Raw genomic sequence first — 14706 nt, 5'->3', positions numbered from 1 at the left:
CTGCTGCAATCCGCCGGCACGCTTTAAGCCTTTTTAGCGCGCTCTATGGCTTCCTGTATCAGCTTTTGTGCGTGGGCTTTATCTTTCCAGCCATGGATTTTAGCCCATTTGCCCGGCTCCAGATCTTTATAATGGGCAAAGAAATGCTCAATCTGCTTCAGCAAAATTTCCGGCAAATCGCTATAAGATTCTGTTTTATCGTAAATCTGTGTCAGCTTGGGCGTGGGCACGGCAATAATTTTTTCGTCCTTGCCGCCATCATCTTCCATTAACAGCGCGCCAATCGGCCGGACATTGATCACCGAGCAGGGTAGAAGCGGGCGCGAGCCGACAACCAGCACATCAGTCGGGTCGCCATCTTCCGACAGGCTATGGGGAATAAAGCCGTAATTGCCGGGATAAACCATGGGCGTAAACAGAAAGCGATCGACAAACAAGGCGCCGGATTTTTTATCCAGCTCATATTTGACCTGGCTATTGAGCGGCACTTCAATCACCACATTGACATCATTCGGCACATTTTTGCCAATAGCTATCGCCTCAAGATTCATTTGCTTCCCTTTCTTTTACCCCCATTCCTGCTTATCCTTTGCCCCGCCGGCACCACTGCACAAAACCGCCGCGCCGCCATATTCATTCTGCGGCCGCATTATTGCGGCTTTTTTCAAAACGCTTGCGCTCATTCGGGTCGAGATAGAGCTTGCGCAGGCGAATGCTTTTTGGTGTCACTTCCACCAGCTCATCTGCCTCTATCCACGACAAAGCACGCTCCAGCGTCATTTTTACCGGCGGGGTCAGCTTGACCGCTTCATCTTTGCCGGCGGCGCGGATATTGGTCAGCTTTTTGCCTTTCAGCACATTAACTTCCAGATCATTATCGCGCGAATGAATGCCGATAATCATGCCCTGATAGACTTTCACCCCGGCATCAATCACCATTGGCCCGCGATCTTCCAGATTAAACAGGGCATAGGCTACCGATTCGCCATTATCATTGGAAATCATCACGCCATTGCTGCGCCCGGGCATCTCCCCTTTAAATGGTTGATAAGCATGGAACAGCCGGTTCATCACCGCTGTGCCGCGCGTATCCGTCAACAGCTCTGACTGATAGCCGATAAGGCCGCGGGTCGGCGCGTAAAACACCATGCGCACCCGATCGCCGCCGGAAGGCTTCAACTCGACCATTTCGGCCTTGCGCTCCGACATTTTCTGCACCACTGTGCCGGAATAATCTTCGTCAACATCAATAACAACTTCTTCCACCGGTTCCAGCATTTCCCCAGCTTCGTTTTGCTGCATCACCACCCGCGGGCGGGAAACGCCAAGCTCAAAGCCTTCGCGCCGCATATTTTCAATCAGCACGGCAAGCTGCAGTTCGCCGCGGCCGGAAACATAGAAGGAATCCTTATCATGCGATTCTTCAATTTTCAGCGCAACATTGCCTTCCGCCTCTTTCAGCAGCCGCTCGCGGATAGTGCGGCTGGTCACTTTATCGCCCTCTGTGCCGGCCAGCGGGCTGTCATTGACAAGGAAGCTCATAGTCACAGTCGGCGGGTCAATCGGCTGCGCCTGCAATGGCTCATTTACCGCCGGATCGCAGAAAGTATCGGCCACTGTGCCTTTTTGCAGCCCGGCAATGGCGACAATATCGCCGGCCGCGCCTTCTTCAATCGCCTGCCGCTCCAGCCCGCGAAAGGCCAGAATTTTGGAAATACGGCCATTTTCTAGTAACTCACCGGTTGGCGACAAGACTTTAACGCTCTGATTCGGCTTAATTGTGCCGGAGTGAATGCGGCCGGTAATAATGCGGCCGAGAAAGGGATCGGCCTCTAAAATAGTGCCAATCATGGAAAACGGCCCGGGATAAACACGCGGCGCCGGCACATGGCGGATAACCAGATTGAATAAAGGCGCCAGGCCTTCATTTTTTGGCCCGTCCAGCTCTTCCGCCATATAGCCGCCGCGGCCGGAGCCGTAAAGAATGGGGAAATCCAACTGCTCGTCTGTGGCGCCGAGCGCGGCGAAGAGGTCAAAGACTTCGTTAATCACTTCATCAGGGCGGGCATCGGGGCGGTCAATTTTATTAACGGCGACAATGGGCTTGAGGCCGACTTTGAGCGCCTTGCTGACGACAAATTTGGTCTGCGGCATCGGCCCTTCGGCGGCGTCGACCAGCACAATGGCGCCGTCCACCATATTGAGGATACGCTCTACCTCACCGCCAAAATCGGCGTGGCCGGGCGTGTCGACAATGTTAATGCGGGTATCCTGACCGCTATGTGGGTCATGCCAGACGACTGAGGTGGCTTTGGCGAGAATGGTAATGCCGCGCTCCCGCTCAATATCGTTAGAATCCATCATGCGCTCAGAAGTGCGCTGATTATCGCGGAACATGCCGGATTGCTTTAAAAGTTCGTCCACAAGCGTGGTTTTGCCATGGTCAACATGGGCGATAATGGCAATATTGCGCAACTGCATAAGGGTAATTCTTCTTTTCAAAACAGGCGATAAATAACATTAAGGCCGGCGGGAAACCGCGGCACCGAAGCTTGCAGCGGCTTATAACCCATTTCCCGGCAAAAATATAGCCCTTAAAACAGAGTGCTTTATTAAGCGGCCAAATTGTTTCAAAAGAGGACAATTATTAAAATTTTATTGTTTGCTATGATTAAAAAAGATAAAATAACGGGATATTTTATTATGAGGCGCTCATGTCAAAACATTATACGGAAAACAGTTTAGATGCGTTACTCAATAAAATCTACCCTTATATACTAAAACACGGCGCAGATATAAAAGCCAGCAAAGGCTCATGCCGCGAATGCAGGAATATCGTTCTGAATTTAAAAAATCCTTTAGCCAGATTTAGCGGAAACAAAGATAGAGGGGGAGTGTTTTTTAGTTGTTTAGGGGAGACATTATGGTATTTCTCCGGCAGTGATGAGCTGAAATTTATAGAATATTATATCCGTGACTACAGAAAATTTATAAAGGCCGGGAAAGAAATATCGACCGCCGGCGGAGCTTATGGCCCGCGCTTGTTTGGCGGTGGAATCTTATCGGAAAGCCAGGCTGATTTATTTGTGTCTAAATGCCAGGTTCAAGCTGTCATTGATATGCTGAGAGCCAAGGCCACAACACGACAAGCGGTAATACAGCTTTTTGATAAATCCGACATTGAGAAAAATAAAGACGATGTGCCGTGCACTTGCATAATGCAATTTTTCTCGCGTAATAATGTGCTTGATATGATTGTTTATATGCGCTCAAATGATGCTTATATAGGGCTGCCACATGATGTATTTGCTTTTACTTTTTTGCAGGAATATATTGCCCGCAGCGTGGATAATAAGGTCGGCATATATTCTCACCATGTAGGGAGCCTGCATATTTATAAGAAAAATGAAGAATGTGTTCGAAAATTTTGTAAAGAGCCATGCCGGGATATATTGTCGATGCCACCTATGCCGCAAGGCAATCCTTATGACGGAATGCAATGGTTGCTGGAAAAAGAGCGTTTTTTGCGCCTGAAGAAAAAGATTCCGAGGCTAAACGACATAAATATCGCTTCCTATTGGCAGGATATTACAAGAATTTTAGAATTAAAATTTTTATTGAGTCAGCAAAAAACAGAAGAAAGCACCAGCTTAAAAAAGAAAATTGTTAAATTAAGAAATGGAATGTCTTCTAAAGTATATGAAAATTTTATTAGCAACCAAATAAAGAAGGTTAGTAATAGCAAAGATACGGATAAGCAATTATCGTTAAATTTGTGAAAGTTGGGGAGTTATGAGTGCAAAAAGACAGGAAAGAATAACCTATTTTGCTAACCTTCTTACAAGATTAAGAGATGAGGGAAAACCACAGATTTTGAGAGGGCTGGATACGCCGTTGCGCATAAATACATTGGCTGCGCAGATAGTGGATAGCCTCAGGCGAATTGAATATTGCTATATTCTCCGTGATAAATCTTACAACCGAAATATTATTTATCCGGCACAGCCTTATTTTGATCCGCTAAAAGCGGCTGTCATGCAAAACCGCCTGGGCAATATTGATGAAGCCTGCTGGCTGGTTTTTCTGGCAACGCATTTTGGCAAACATGCAAAAAATGGTTGGTCTCTGGCAAAGAAGGTTTATAGCGGCGGGAATGCAGGGCATTTATGGGACTGGCAGACTATTAGCGCGAATCCTGAGGTATTCCACGACTGGCTTTTAAACAATCAGGCTTATTTAAGCGGAGAGAAGTTTAGTAATCACAGGAAATATGAGAGTTTAAATCCAAACTCCAATAGAGGAACAGCAGAAGTTTTCAGAACTTATGTCGATTGGGTTCAGAGCTTGGGCGGCTGGCAGGCTTTTTTGGCAAGAAATCATAATAAAAATCCAAGGGAACTATTCCGCTATTTATATCAGGATATGCGCAAGGTAATGGGGTTTGGCCGGCTCGGGCGGTTTGACTACCTCACTATGCTGGGGAAATTAGGGATTATCCCTATTGAGCCGGATTCTGCTTATTTACAAGGTGCCACCGGTCCGCTGAAAGGAGCGCGCTTATTGTTTGATAATAATAGGGACTCTAGCCGCAGTGCCAAGGATTTGGATAGTGACCTTTTAGAGCTGGATAAATATCTTAATGTCGGTATGCAAGTGTCAGAAGATTCCTTGTGTAACTGGCAGAAAAATTCCGACTATTACCAGCGCTTCAGTGGGTGAAACAGCATAAACGATTTCAGTTTAGCCATTTTGAGGAAGAAGGCTTTCTTTCACCCAATATATTCCTGTAGGGGGCGGGGAGTGAGGGGGGCGGCGAGGATAGCTGCTATGGCTTCCGCCGTTGCTTCCGCCGCAGCGATGGTGGTGCAATAGGGGATTTTCTGGTGCAAGGCCGCCAGGCGGATAGATTTGGAATCCGAGAGATTGCCGGCTGTGTCGGTCGTGTTAATCAGCAGCTGGATTTGCCGGTTATACAGCGCGTCTTCGACATGCGGGTGACCTTCCAGCACCTTGTTTATCCGCTCTGCTTTAACACCGTGCTCGGCTAAAAAGGCCTGCGTGCCTTGGGTGGCCAGCAGCTTAAAGCCCAGTTTTGCCAGTTTTTGTGCGACAGCCAGCGCCCGCTTTTTGTCGGCCCCGCGCACCGAAATGAACACTGTGCCGCTTTGCGGCAGGTCTACCCCGGCGCCCAGTTGCGCTTTGGCATAAGCGCGGGCAAAGTCATAATCCAGCCCCATAACCTCGCCGGTAGAGCGCATTTCCGGCCCCAGCATAGTATCAACCCCGGGGAAGCGGGCAAAGGGAAAAACCGCTTCCTTCACCGCGAAATGCCGCCGCTTTGCTGCGGGGTGCGCTAAAACGGTCGGCGGAACTGCTTTCCCTGCTGTCGCTTTATTTGCCACCGCTGCCCAAACCGGGGCGGCAGCTCCGCTGGCTGCTGTCTTGTTACCCGCTGCCTGCTGCGCCGCTATAGCATCTCCGTTTAGGGGAGAATCCTGATTTGCCTTGCTGCCGGCTGCCGGCGCTGCTTTAGCGGTTGCTGCTGTCACAGTGCTTCCGGTTACCGCTGCTGCTTTGCTCTTTTTGGGGCCGCTCTCGCTTGCTGCTGCCGCTGCAGCGTTTCCGTTTATGGCGGTGCCTCTAGCTGCGGCTTGAGCCGCAGCGGCGGGCTGCGCTGAGGAGGCGGCGGCTCTGTTTATGGCGGCACCTTTAGCTGCTGCCGCACCTGTTGCCACTGCCGCGGCGTTTCCGGTTGGTGCCTCTTGCCGCGCTGCTGTAGCGCCACTGTTTGCCGTGCCACCCTCAACCGCGCTGCCGGCTGTTGTTGCCAAGGCCGCCAAGCCCGGGGCGTAAGCAGCCATGGCTTGCGCCAGGCTTTCGCCCGCCATAATGCGGGCGGCGATTTTGGCTGCCGGCCGGCCGGTAGCTTTGGCGACAAAAGGCACAGTGCGCGAGGCGCGCGGGTTAACTTCCAGCACATAAATCACCCCGTCTTGCACGGCAAATTGCACATTCATCAGCCCGCCGACACCCAGCGCTTTGGCTAGCCGCTCTGTCTGCGCCGCTATTTCCGCCGCCACTTCTGCGCTTAAGCCATAAGCGGGCAGCGAGCAGGCGGAATCGCCGGAATGAATGCCCGCTTCTTCAATATGCTCCATCAAGCCGGCTATAAATACAGTATCACCGTCACACAGGCAATCAACATCAATTTCCACTGCCTGCGTTAAATAAGTATCAAACAGCAGCGGGTTACGCTTCAGCAAATGATCTATCTGCGCCTGCTGCTCCTGCGGATAAGCGGCTTTCAGCGCTTCCGGCAGCAGTTCCGGCACAATATTGAGCAAATAATTGTGCAGTGCCGCTTCATTGCGGATAATCTGCATAGCGCGGCCGCCCAAAACATAAGAAGGCCGCACCACCAGCGGAAAACCAAGCTTGCGGGCGACAGCGCGCGCCTGCGCCAGCGAGTGGGCAATGCCGTTTTTCGGCTGGGTCAGGCCAAGCTGCACCAGCATCTTTTGAAAACGATCGCGATCTTCTGCCAGATCAATCGCGTCCGGCGCAGTGCCAAGCACTGGAATGCCGGCTTCGACCAGCGCCTGCGCCAGTTTGAGCGGCGTTTGCCCGCCAAATTGCACAATCACGCCGACAAGCTCACCCTTTTGCCGCTCCGCTTCCAGCACCGCCAGCACATCTTCCGCCGTCAGCGGCTCAAAATACAGCCGGTCGGAACTGTCATAATCGGTCGACACAGTCTCCGGGTTGCAGTTAATCATAATCGCTTCAAAGCCGGCATCACGCAGGGCAAAAGCGGCATGGCAGCAGCAATAGTCAAATTCTATCCCCTGGCCGATACGATTGGGGCCGCCGCCTAAAATCACCACTTTGCGCCGGCTGGAAACGGCCGCTTCATCATGCGCCACACCGGCCAGCGGCTCTTCATAAGTGGAATACATATAAGCGGTAGGCGAGGCAAATTCTGCCGCGCAAGTGTCAATGCGCTTGAAAACAGGCACTACCCCCAGCCTTTGCCGCAAGGCCGCTACGTCTGCCGCGCTTGCTCCGGCCAGGGTTGCCAGCCGGCTGTCGGCAAAGCCCATGGCCTTGAGCCGCCGCATGTTTTGCGCATCTTGCGGCAGGCCAAAAGCGCGCACCTGCTCTTCCATGGCGATAATGCCGGCAATCTGCTCGAGAAACCATGGGTCAATATGGCTGGCGCGGTGAATTTCCGCCACAGTAAAACCCAGACGCATAGCCTGCGCCACATAGCGCAGGCGGTCGGGTGTCGGCGTGCTCAGCGCCGCGCTAACGGCATTGGCGGCATCGGCCTCTTCATATTCGGGGATAGCGATTTCATCAAAGCCGCTCAAGCCTGTTTCCAGCCCGCGCAAGGCTTTTTGCAGCGATTCCTGAAAAGTTCGGCCAATCGCCATCACTTCCCCCACCGATTTCATCGCTGTGGTTAAAACCGAGCTGCTGCCGGGGAATTTTTCAAAAGCAAAGCGGGGGATTTTGGTGACGACATAGTCAATGCTCGGCTCAAAAGCAGCGGGCGTGGCACCGCCGGTAATGCTGTTTTCCAGCTCGTCCAGCGTATAGCCGACAGCCAGCTTGGCGGCAATGCGGGCAATGGGGAAACCGGTGGCCTTGGAAGCCAGCGCGGAAGAGCGCGACACGCGCGGATTCATTTCAATGACAATCAGCCGGCCGTCTTGCGGATTAACGGCAAATTGCACATTGGAGCCGCCGGTCTCTACCCCGATTTCGCGCAGCACGGCAATAGCGGCATTGCGCATGATCTGATATTCTTTATCGGTCAGGGTCATAGCCGGGGCAACGGTGATGGAATCGCCGGTATGCACGCCCATCGGGTCAAGATTTTCAATCGAGCAGACAATAATACAATTATCCGCTTTATCGCGGATAACTTCCATTTCATATTCTTTCCACCCCAATACGCTTTGCTCAATCAAAACTTCCGTAGTGGGAGAGGCTTCAAGCCCGCTTTCAACAATTTCATAAAACTGGGCACGGTTATAGGCAATGCCGCCGCCGGTGCCGCCCAGCGTGAAGGACGGGCGGATAATCGCCGGCAGGCCGACATGCTCCAAAGCCTTGCCGGCAAGGCCGAGAGCGTGATCCAGATAACGCTGCTTGCGCCGGGCGGAATCGCGCTGCCAGGCCGTTTCCAGCTCTTCCAGCTTTTGCGCAAGCGGTTGGTCTTTATACTCCGCCTGTAGGGCCTGGCGCTGTTCTTCATGCCTCTGGCGCTCTTCGGCTTTGATTTCAGCGGCATTGGCCAGCATAGAGCGCGGCGTTTCCAGCCCGATTCTGGCCATAGCCTCGCGAAACAGCGCCCGATCTTCTGCTTTGTCAATGGCTTGCGCTGTGGCGCCGATCATCTCTACCTGATAGCGCTCCAAAACCCCCATTTTTTGCAGCGATAAAGCGGTGTTGAGGGCGGTCTGCCCGCCCATGGTCGGCAATAAAGCGTCCGGCCGCTCTTTGGCAATAATTTTGGCAATAATTTCCGGCGTAATCGGCTCTATATAGGTTGCGTCCGCCAGATCCGGGTCGGTCATAATGGTGGCGGGGTTGGAATTGACCAGAATAACGCGGTAGCCTTCTTCCTTCAAAGCGCGGCAGGCCTGGGTGCCGGAATAGTCAAATTCACAGGCCTGGCCGATAATAATCGGGCCGGCGCCGATAATCAGGACAGATTTTATATCGAGGCGTTTTGGCATAATATCTCCGCGCGCCGCCTGTTTTGGCGGCTGCTATTCAGGCTTTGCCTGGGTGACATAAGTATAATTATCAGCCAAGGCCGCTTTATAAACAGGAAAGCTCATAAAAGTAAGTCCTTATTACCGCCTTTTTACAATTTTCTGCGGCTTTTGCCGGGCGGGGCGCAATTTAAACCGCCTGTTTGATAGAGGCGGCTTTCGCTGCCCGCCTGTGTCTGCCCTTTGCCTTCACCGCTGCGCGCCCTATTTCTGCAAGAGCAAACTTGCCGGCGCTTTATAGCGAGCAGACAGATAAGGAGGCGGCAATGCGCTGGGAAGCTGAGCGCCAGAGCAATAATGTAAAAGACCAGCGCGATCAAATGCTCTCTAATGCCGAAATCGGCGCGCGTGTCGGTCTGGGTGCGGCAGCAGCCGGGATATTTGCCCGCGGCGGCGGCAAATGGATGTTGATTGCCGGAGTGACGCTGCTTATTATCGCCTTTCTGGGTTTTGGCCTGTTTCCCGAGGTTAAGAACCGCTTTCTGCAGGGAGCCGGGCAGCAAACGGCGCAAACCGCACAAAAGCGGGCTGAGGAAAAACGCCGTCTGCAATTTGTTTCGGTTGTGCTGGCTGAGACAGAAGATGTCTGGACGCAGGTTCTGGGCCTGGAAGGCCATGCTTATGATGAGCCGAAGCTGATTTTATACCGCACTGCGGTGCGCTCTGCCTGCGGCACGACGACAAATGCTATTGGCCCCTTTTATTGCCCCAATGACAGCACAATTTATCTTGATGAAAGTTTTTTTGATCAGCTGGCGAAAGAATTTTCTGCCCCGGGCGATTTCGCTGCTGCTTATGTTATTGCCCATGAAGTGGGGCACCATATTCAAAGCCTGGACGGCACTTTGGACGAAATAGACAGTGAGCGTAATAATGCCGATGAGAAAACCGCCAATATATTGACAGTGCGGCTGGAATTGCAGGCCGATTGCTATGCCGGAATCTGGGCAAATTATATGAAAAAACAGGGTGTTACCGAAAAAAATGATATTCGGTCGGCACTAAATGCCGCGCATAAAATCGGCGATGACAATCTGCAGAAAGTGTCACAAGGCTATACTGTCCCCGATAGTTTTACCCACGGCACCTCAACCCAGCGCGCTTACTGGTTTAACCGCGGGCTTCAATCCGGCAGCCGCCAAAGCTGCGACACTATAACCGGCAAGATTTGAGAGGGGCAGGGCGGTTTATCGGCGCGGCGGTTTGAGCAAGACAAAGGCTGAAAAAGCTCTGAGATCGCTTGAAGAGAGAGCTTTCATTTCTTGAATAGCCTGTTTTGCCTGCTCGATCATAGATATAATTTCCTCTTTGGTAAAATCTTTCCTGGTTGTATTGGCATGGGGATCATAATCGGCATCATGCCGTTTTTGCTGATATTCGACAAATAAGGCTGCATAATTTCTAATTTCCTCCGGAAAAGTTTTTCCCTGACATTGCTCACAGGCCTTTCTGGCCGGGCCATGCTCCAGACTGCGATAAACCTGCCGCCAGGCTTGATTACTGCGGTTTTTTGCCCCTTGCGTGCCGATAAAACTGTCGGCGCATAATTGCGCTAAAAAATGGAACAAAGCATAATAAACTGAACTGACAGCCCGGCGCAAATGCGCCTCTTGCGGGCGCCGCTTGTTCATTTGCAGCAAATCATCAGCGACTTTCAACAAACTCTGATGCAACCCCTTGCCCGTTTTCACGCCACACGCCCTCTTTTCCGGACATTTTTTTGCGGTATGAGGGTCATAACCGGAAAGCTGAAATCATCTTTTCCCTGCAAAATATCTCTAATGCTGTTAATGGCTGCCGCCCGCGTGCCGCCTTTATCCGGTATTTCCCCTTTGTAACTTATATAAACGCGTAAAATCGGATCACCGTCAAAACCTTCATCGGGGTGCAAATCAATATCGGTTATATCCATTCCGACATAAATCTTCTGTAATTGCTGTAAAATGTCAGGTTTCAGGGCTTTTGCTTGCGTTTCTGTCAGCATAGCGGCGCTATGTCCCTTATCCATAATACCCTCCAGCCGGGATTATTGTCTGATAATAATATGGTTACAGCTCACCCCAAAATAGGTTGTATCTATGAAGAGAAAGTAAAGAGCGCAATTCAGGCCATAATATGCCTGCAAGCGAAAGCCCGCCGGCGAGAGAGCCGGGCAGGCCTGTAAAGAAGTAGAGAAAACGGGCTGTTATTCGCCATTATATTGCGCGTCAGAGACCGGCTCCAGCCATTTTACCGGGCTGCCATTCTCTTCCTGCTGGATACAGTAATGGCTCATGGCGCAATCGGGCGCGGCGCCATGCCAGTGTTTTTCCCCGGCGGGAAACCAGACAATATCGCCTTGACGGATTTCTTCAATTTTACCGCCTTCGCGTGCTACCCGGCCGCAGCCGAAAGTCACAATCAAGGCCTGGCCTTTCGGGTGGGTATGCCAATGCGTGCGCGCCTTCGGCTCAAAGGTTACATGACCAAAGCCCAGATCACTGCCTTCCGGCACGGCCAGCATCGGGTCATAGCGCACTGTGCCGGTAAACCATTCTGCCGGCATAGGGGAAATTGAGGCCTGCGTGCCGCTGCGAATAATTTTCATTTTCTCTCTCCTTGAAATAGCGCATCATTCCGGCCAAAGTGCCTCTATAGGCCGGCGCCAAAAACGCCAGGCCAGTCTTGGCTGCCAAAAAGGCATAAATATGTCCATAGAGAAAGGGGCGCCCGCCCTGCGGCAGGAGAGAGCCGTTGTGGCTGGCAAAAATAGGCGCGCCCAGCCGGCGCAAAGCCGTAAAGACCTTTTCCGGAGCGCCGTCTCTTCCGGCCGCCCGCGCTGCTTTTTCCCGCCGGTTTATGGTTTCGCCGCCGGCTATTGAGCCGCTATTGGGGCGCTTTTGCCCGATTGCGTTTTATGCGCCTTTATCAGATCGAGAAAACGACGAAAGAGATAATGGCTGTCCTGCGGGCCGGGCGAGGCTTCCGGGTGGTGCTGCACCGAAAAGACCGGCCGGCCTTTGAGGCGAATGCCGCAATTAGAGCCGTCAAACAGCGAAATATGGGTTTCTTCAAATTCTGCCGGCAGACTGGCGGCATCAACCGCAAAACCGTGATTCATGGAGACAATTTCCACCTTGCCGGTGTTTTTATCCTTGACCGGGTGATTGGCGCCGTGGTGCCCCTGGCGCATTTTCAGCGTTTGCCCGCCGCCGGCCAGCGCCAGCAACTGGTGGCCGAGGCAAATACCGAAAAGTGGGATACCGCTTTGCAGCAGCGCCTGAATCATCGGCACGGCATAAGCGCGCATGGCTGCCGGATCACCCGGGCCGTTGGAAAGAAAAATGCCGTCCGGCTTTAGCGCCAGAATATCGGCCGCCGTGCCGGTGCCGGGCATGAGCGTTACTTTGGCGCCAAGCCCGGCTAAAAGGCGCAAAATATTGCGCTTAATGCCGTAATCCACGGCGACAATATGATAGCGCCCCTGCCTTTCTTCACCATAGCCGTGATTCCACTGCCACGGCGTTTCCCGCCAGGCGGCGCTTTGGCCGCAGCCGGCCTCCCACGCCAGATCCAGCCCGACAAGCCCCGGCCATTGCCGTGCCTTTCGGCGCAAATCCTCTATATCAAATGTGCCGGCGGCATTATGGGCAATAACGGCATTGGGCGCGCCCTTTTCGCGGATAAAGCCGGTCAAAGCACGGGTATCAACCCCGCTCAGGCCGATAATACCGCGCTTTTCAAGCCATTGATCAAGGCCTTCAGTAGCGCGGTAACTGGAGGGGGGAGACAAATCCGCCTTAAAAACCGCGCCGACAGCGCCATGGCGCTGCGCCGGGTTTAAAATTTCCGTATCTTCGCCGTTCGCGCCGGTATTGCCAATATGCGGGAAAGTGAAAACCACAATCTGCCCGCTATAAGAGGGATCTGTCAAAATTTCCTGATAGCCGGTCAAGGCAGTATTAAAGCATAATTCCGCCACAGCGCTGCCTTGTGCGCCGGCACCTTTGCCTTCAATCACCGTGCCATCGGCCAAAACCAGCAATGCAGTTGGTTTTGTCTGCACCCAGCCGGTGCTTTTTTTATGGGCTGGCTGTGTCATTAAACGCTTTCTTATATAAAGGGAGTCAGGGTATAATTTATCCGGCTGAGGCCGGCATTATAGTGCTTTATCAAAAAAGATAAAGCCTGTTCCCGCTATGCGACCGGTTGAGCTGATAAGAATATGGGTATAATAAACAGATAAAGCCTGTTTATGCCGAAAATTTGCCGCCCGGCCGGGGTGGCAAAGGGCGGTATTTTGCCCCGGCTGTTAAGAAAGAACAGGGGCAAACCCGGCTTTGAGGGGAACAAAGCCGCTAATAATAAGTTTTGCTTTAAGCCGGCAAAACCTGTATAGGCTGGCGCCCGGGCTGAGCTTAAAGAGAATCAAGGCAGAAAGGTAGCGGTTGCAGTGTCTTTACGCGATCAAATTATGGAAAATTTAAAAACGGCGATGAAAGAGCAGAACAGGCTCAGGCTTTCTACCCTGCGGCTTGTTAATGCGGCGATAAAAGATCGTGATATTGCCAATCGCGGTATTGGCAGGCCGGTTGCCGATGATGCTGAAATACAGGGATTGCTGGCGCGCATGATAAAACAGCGTGAGGAATCTGCCAGGATTTATGAAGAGGCTGCCCGCCCCGAGCCGGCAGCGGAAGAACGCCAGGAAATAGCTGTTATAGCTGCTTTTTTGCCGCGCCAGCTAAGCGATGAAGAAATGCAGAAAGCGGTGAACAAGGCTTTGAGCGATAATGAGGCTTTGTCTCTGCGCGATATGGGGCGGGTAATGGCGCAACTGAAAGAGCTTTATCCCGGCCAGATGGATTTTGCCAAAGCCGGGGCGCTTGTCCGCAAGGCTTTGCAATAACAGGCCGCTTTTTAAACGGCAACAGGCAAAAAGCGCATGAACCGGCGGGTTAATGCGCTTTTATATTTTACCGTTCCCGGCCCGGCTATTTTTTTTGCCACCAGCGCGGCTGCCAGGCGCGGTGATATGTGGGGCGCTGATAATTGGTCCACCAGCCGCTCATGGCGCTGCGCTCGCCGCTATATTGCCCGGCCTGCATGCCGTTGACTGAATAAGCAATGCGGTGCTGATAGCCGCGGCGAAAACGCGATCTATGCAGGCCGCCCATTCGGCGCGGGCCGCTCATAGCCATGGTCTCGCCGCCAAAAGGCCCCAGATTGGGGTCTTTATAATGTTTGCCGCCTTTTTTGAAGGCCAGATAAGGCAAGGACGACCAGCCGGAGCGGGCATTATTATAGTAAACCTGACACCAGCCGCGGGTGCATGAGCCGACAACCAGCGGAAAATCCGGCGGCAGAATATCGCGGGATTTATAATGCCGGCCCGGGCCGTTGCGCACATGGAGCGGGGCCGTGGTAATGGCATCAACATTGGTGATGACAGTATTTCTGACAGGGGCAAGGGCAAGGCTATTGCAGTTGCAGTTATAATTTTGTTTTGCTTCTGCCACACCGATACCGGCGCCAAACAGGCAAGATGCAAAAAGAAGGGGACTCAGCCATTTTTTCATAACAGACCTCAAGTGAGAATTGTTGCTTTTGCTTTGATTACAGACATATCCGGATAGCCGGTTTATACTTTCGTTATCCTTAATGTAATATGGATTTATTGATAAAAAGTTATAATAATTTAATATTAAACTTGAGATATACTTTATTGTTATTGTATAGAGACTGTTTTAGCATTATAGAGCCGGATTTATAGTATATCCGGGGCGGGTCAAAGCGGAAATTTGCTGCCGGCTTGTTATTACCGGGCAAAAAATATTATAACTTACGCCATAATAAACTGGCGGCGGAGCATAGCCCGCTTTTAAGAGATTGCAGCCCGGATAATTTCAGCCGGCGTGGAAAGTTGTAAAAAGTGTCAGAGACA

The 14706-nt window shown here is 52.1% G+C and carries 12 protein-coding genes; 4 read left to right on the top strand and 8 right to left on the bottom strand.

Annotated features, from left to right (window positions below):
* Positions 1-23 precede the first annotated feature (23 nt).
* Positions 24-551 (bottom strand): inorganic diphosphatase, encoded by a 528-nt coding sequence (ppa, locus tag DPQ22_RS05280; RefSeq protein ID WP_150213861.1) that lies wholly within the window; start codon positions 549-551, stop codon positions 24-26.
* A gap of 82 nt (positions 552-633) precedes the next feature.
* Positions 634-2481, bottom strand: coding sequence for a translational GTPase TypA (typA, locus tag DPQ22_RS05275; RefSeq protein WP_150213859.1), 1848 nt, complete (start codon positions 2479-2481; stop codon positions 634-636).
* A gap of 233 nt (positions 2482-2714) precedes the next feature.
* On the opposite strand from typA, the gene DPQ22_RS05270 reads away from it, so the two are divergent.
* Positions 2715-3779, top strand: coding sequence for a thymidylate synthase (locus DPQ22_RS05270; protein WP_150213857.1), 1065 nt, complete (start codon positions 2715-2717; stop codon positions 3777-3779).
* Between the two features lie 13 nt (positions 3780-3792).
* Positions 3793-4719, top strand: coding sequence for a hypothetical protein (locus DPQ22_RS05265; RefSeq protein ID WP_150213855.1), 927 nt, complete (start codon positions 3793-3795; stop codon positions 4717-4719).
* A 50-nt stretch (positions 4720-4769) separates the two neighbouring features.
* Here DPQ22_RS05265 and carB read toward each other — a convergent pair whose 3' ends face one another.
* Positions 4770-8744 (bottom strand): carbamoyl-phosphate synthase large subunit, encoded by a 3975-nt coding sequence (gene carB, locus DPQ22_RS05260; RefSeq protein WP_246681501.1) that lies wholly within the window; start codon positions 8742-8744, stop codon positions 4770-4772.
* 305 nt (positions 8745-9049) lie between these two features.
* On the opposite strand from carB, the gene ypfJ reads away from it, so the two are divergent.
* Positions 9050-9955 carry a KPN_02809 family neutral zinc metallopeptidase gene (ypfJ, locus tag DPQ22_RS05255; RefSeq protein ID WP_150213853.1) on the top strand — a complete coding sequence of 302 codons (906 nt, stop codon included), beginning with the start codon at positions 9050-9052 and terminating at the stop codon, positions 9953-9955.
* Positions 9956-9970: 15 nt separating this feature from the next.
* On the opposite strand, the gene DPQ22_RS05250 is transcribed toward ypfJ, so the two are convergent.
* The 4 genes from DPQ22_RS05250 to carA form a co-directional block, all read right to left on the bottom strand.
* Entirely contained in the window at positions 9971-10474 is a 504-nt protein-coding gene (locus DPQ22_RS05250; protein ID WP_150213851.1) for a hypothetical protein, read from the bottom strand.
* The gene (locus DPQ22_RS05245; RefSeq protein WP_150213849.1) at positions 10471-10791 is read right to left on the bottom strand and encodes a hypothetical protein; all 321 of its coding nucleotides are present in this window, start codon (positions 10789-10791) and stop codon (positions 10471-10473) included. Before DPQ22_RS05245 ends, DPQ22_RS05250 begins: the two co-directional genes overlap by 4 nt.
* A gap of 177 nt (positions 10792-10968) precedes the next feature.
* Positions 10969-11370 carry a (R)-mandelonitrile lyase gene (locus DPQ22_RS05240; protein WP_150213847.1) on the bottom strand — a complete coding sequence of 134 codons (402 nt, stop codon included), beginning with the start codon at positions 11368-11370 and terminating at the stop codon, positions 10969-10971.
* Positions 11371-11637: 267 nt separating this feature from the next.
* Complete coding sequence (gene carA, locus DPQ22_RS05235) at positions 11638-12864, bottom strand: glutamine-hydrolyzing carbamoyl-phosphate synthase small subunit (protein WP_150213844.1); 1227 nt, start codon at positions 12862-12864, stop codon at positions 11638-11640.
* Between the two features lie 372 nt (positions 12865-13236).
* Between carA and DPQ22_RS05230 the strand changes: the two genes are divergently transcribed.
* Positions 13237-13671, top strand: coding sequence for a GatB/YqeY domain-containing protein (locus DPQ22_RS05230; protein ID WP_150214097.1), 435 nt, complete (start codon positions 13237-13239; stop codon positions 13669-13671).
* An 85-nt stretch (positions 13672-13756) separates the two neighbouring features.
* Here the strand turns inward: DPQ22_RS05230 and DPQ22_RS05225 are convergent, their stop codons facing one another.
* Positions 13757-14281, bottom strand: a complete 525-nt coding sequence (locus DPQ22_RS05225) for an SH3 domain-containing protein (protein WP_150213842.1) — start codon at positions 14279-14281, stop codon at positions 13757-13759.
* Positions 14282-14706 lie beyond the last annotated feature (425 nt).

It is taken from the genome of Candidatus Tokpelaia sp., from assembly GCF_008636115.1.
GTDB lineage: Bacteria > Pseudomonadota > Alphaproteobacteria > Rhizobiales > Rhizobiaceae > QLZD01.
The sequence above is the reverse complement of the archived record's forward strand: the minus strand, read 5'-3'. Positions and strand labels throughout refer to the sequence as shown.

Bases quoted from the DNA above. Each gene is read 5' to 3' on its own strand.
- ppa (WP_150213861.1), bottom strand. From the start codon at position 551: ATGAATCTTGAGGCGATAGCTATTGGCAAAAATGTGCCGAATGATGTC.
- typA (WP_150213859.1), bottom strand. From the start codon at position 2,481: ATGCAGTTGCGCAATATTGCCATTATCGCCCATGTTGACCATGGCAAA.
- DPQ22_RS05270 (WP_150213857.1), top strand. From the start codon at position 2,715: ATGTCAAAACATTATACGGAAAACAGTTTAGATGCGTTACTCAATAAA.
- DPQ22_RS05265 (WP_150213855.1), top strand. From the start codon at position 3,793: ATGAGTGCAAAAAGACAGGAAAGAATAACCTATTTTGCTAACCTTCTT.
- carB (WP_246681501.1), bottom strand. From the start codon at position 8,744: ATGCCAAAACGCCTCGATATAAAATCTGTCCTGATTATCGGCGCCGGC.
- ypfJ (WP_150213853.1), top strand. From the start codon at position 9,050: ATGCGCTGGGAAGCTGAGCGCCAGAGCAATAATGTAAAAGACCAGCGC.
- DPQ22_RS05245 (WP_150213849.1), bottom strand. From the start codon at position 10,791: ATGGATAAGGGACATAGCGCCGCTATGCTGACAGAAACGCAAGCAAAA.
- DPQ22_RS05240 (WP_150213847.1), bottom strand. From the start codon at position 11,370: ATGAAAATTATTCGCAGCGGCACGCAGGCCTCAATTTCCCCTATGCCG.
- carA (WP_150213844.1), bottom strand. From the start codon at position 12,864: ATGACACAGCCAGCCCATAAAAAAAGCACCGGCTGGGTGCAGACAAAA.
- DPQ22_RS05230 (WP_150214097.1), top strand. From the start codon at position 13,237: ATGGAAAATTTAAAAACGGCGATGAAAGAGCAGAACAGGCTCAGGCTT.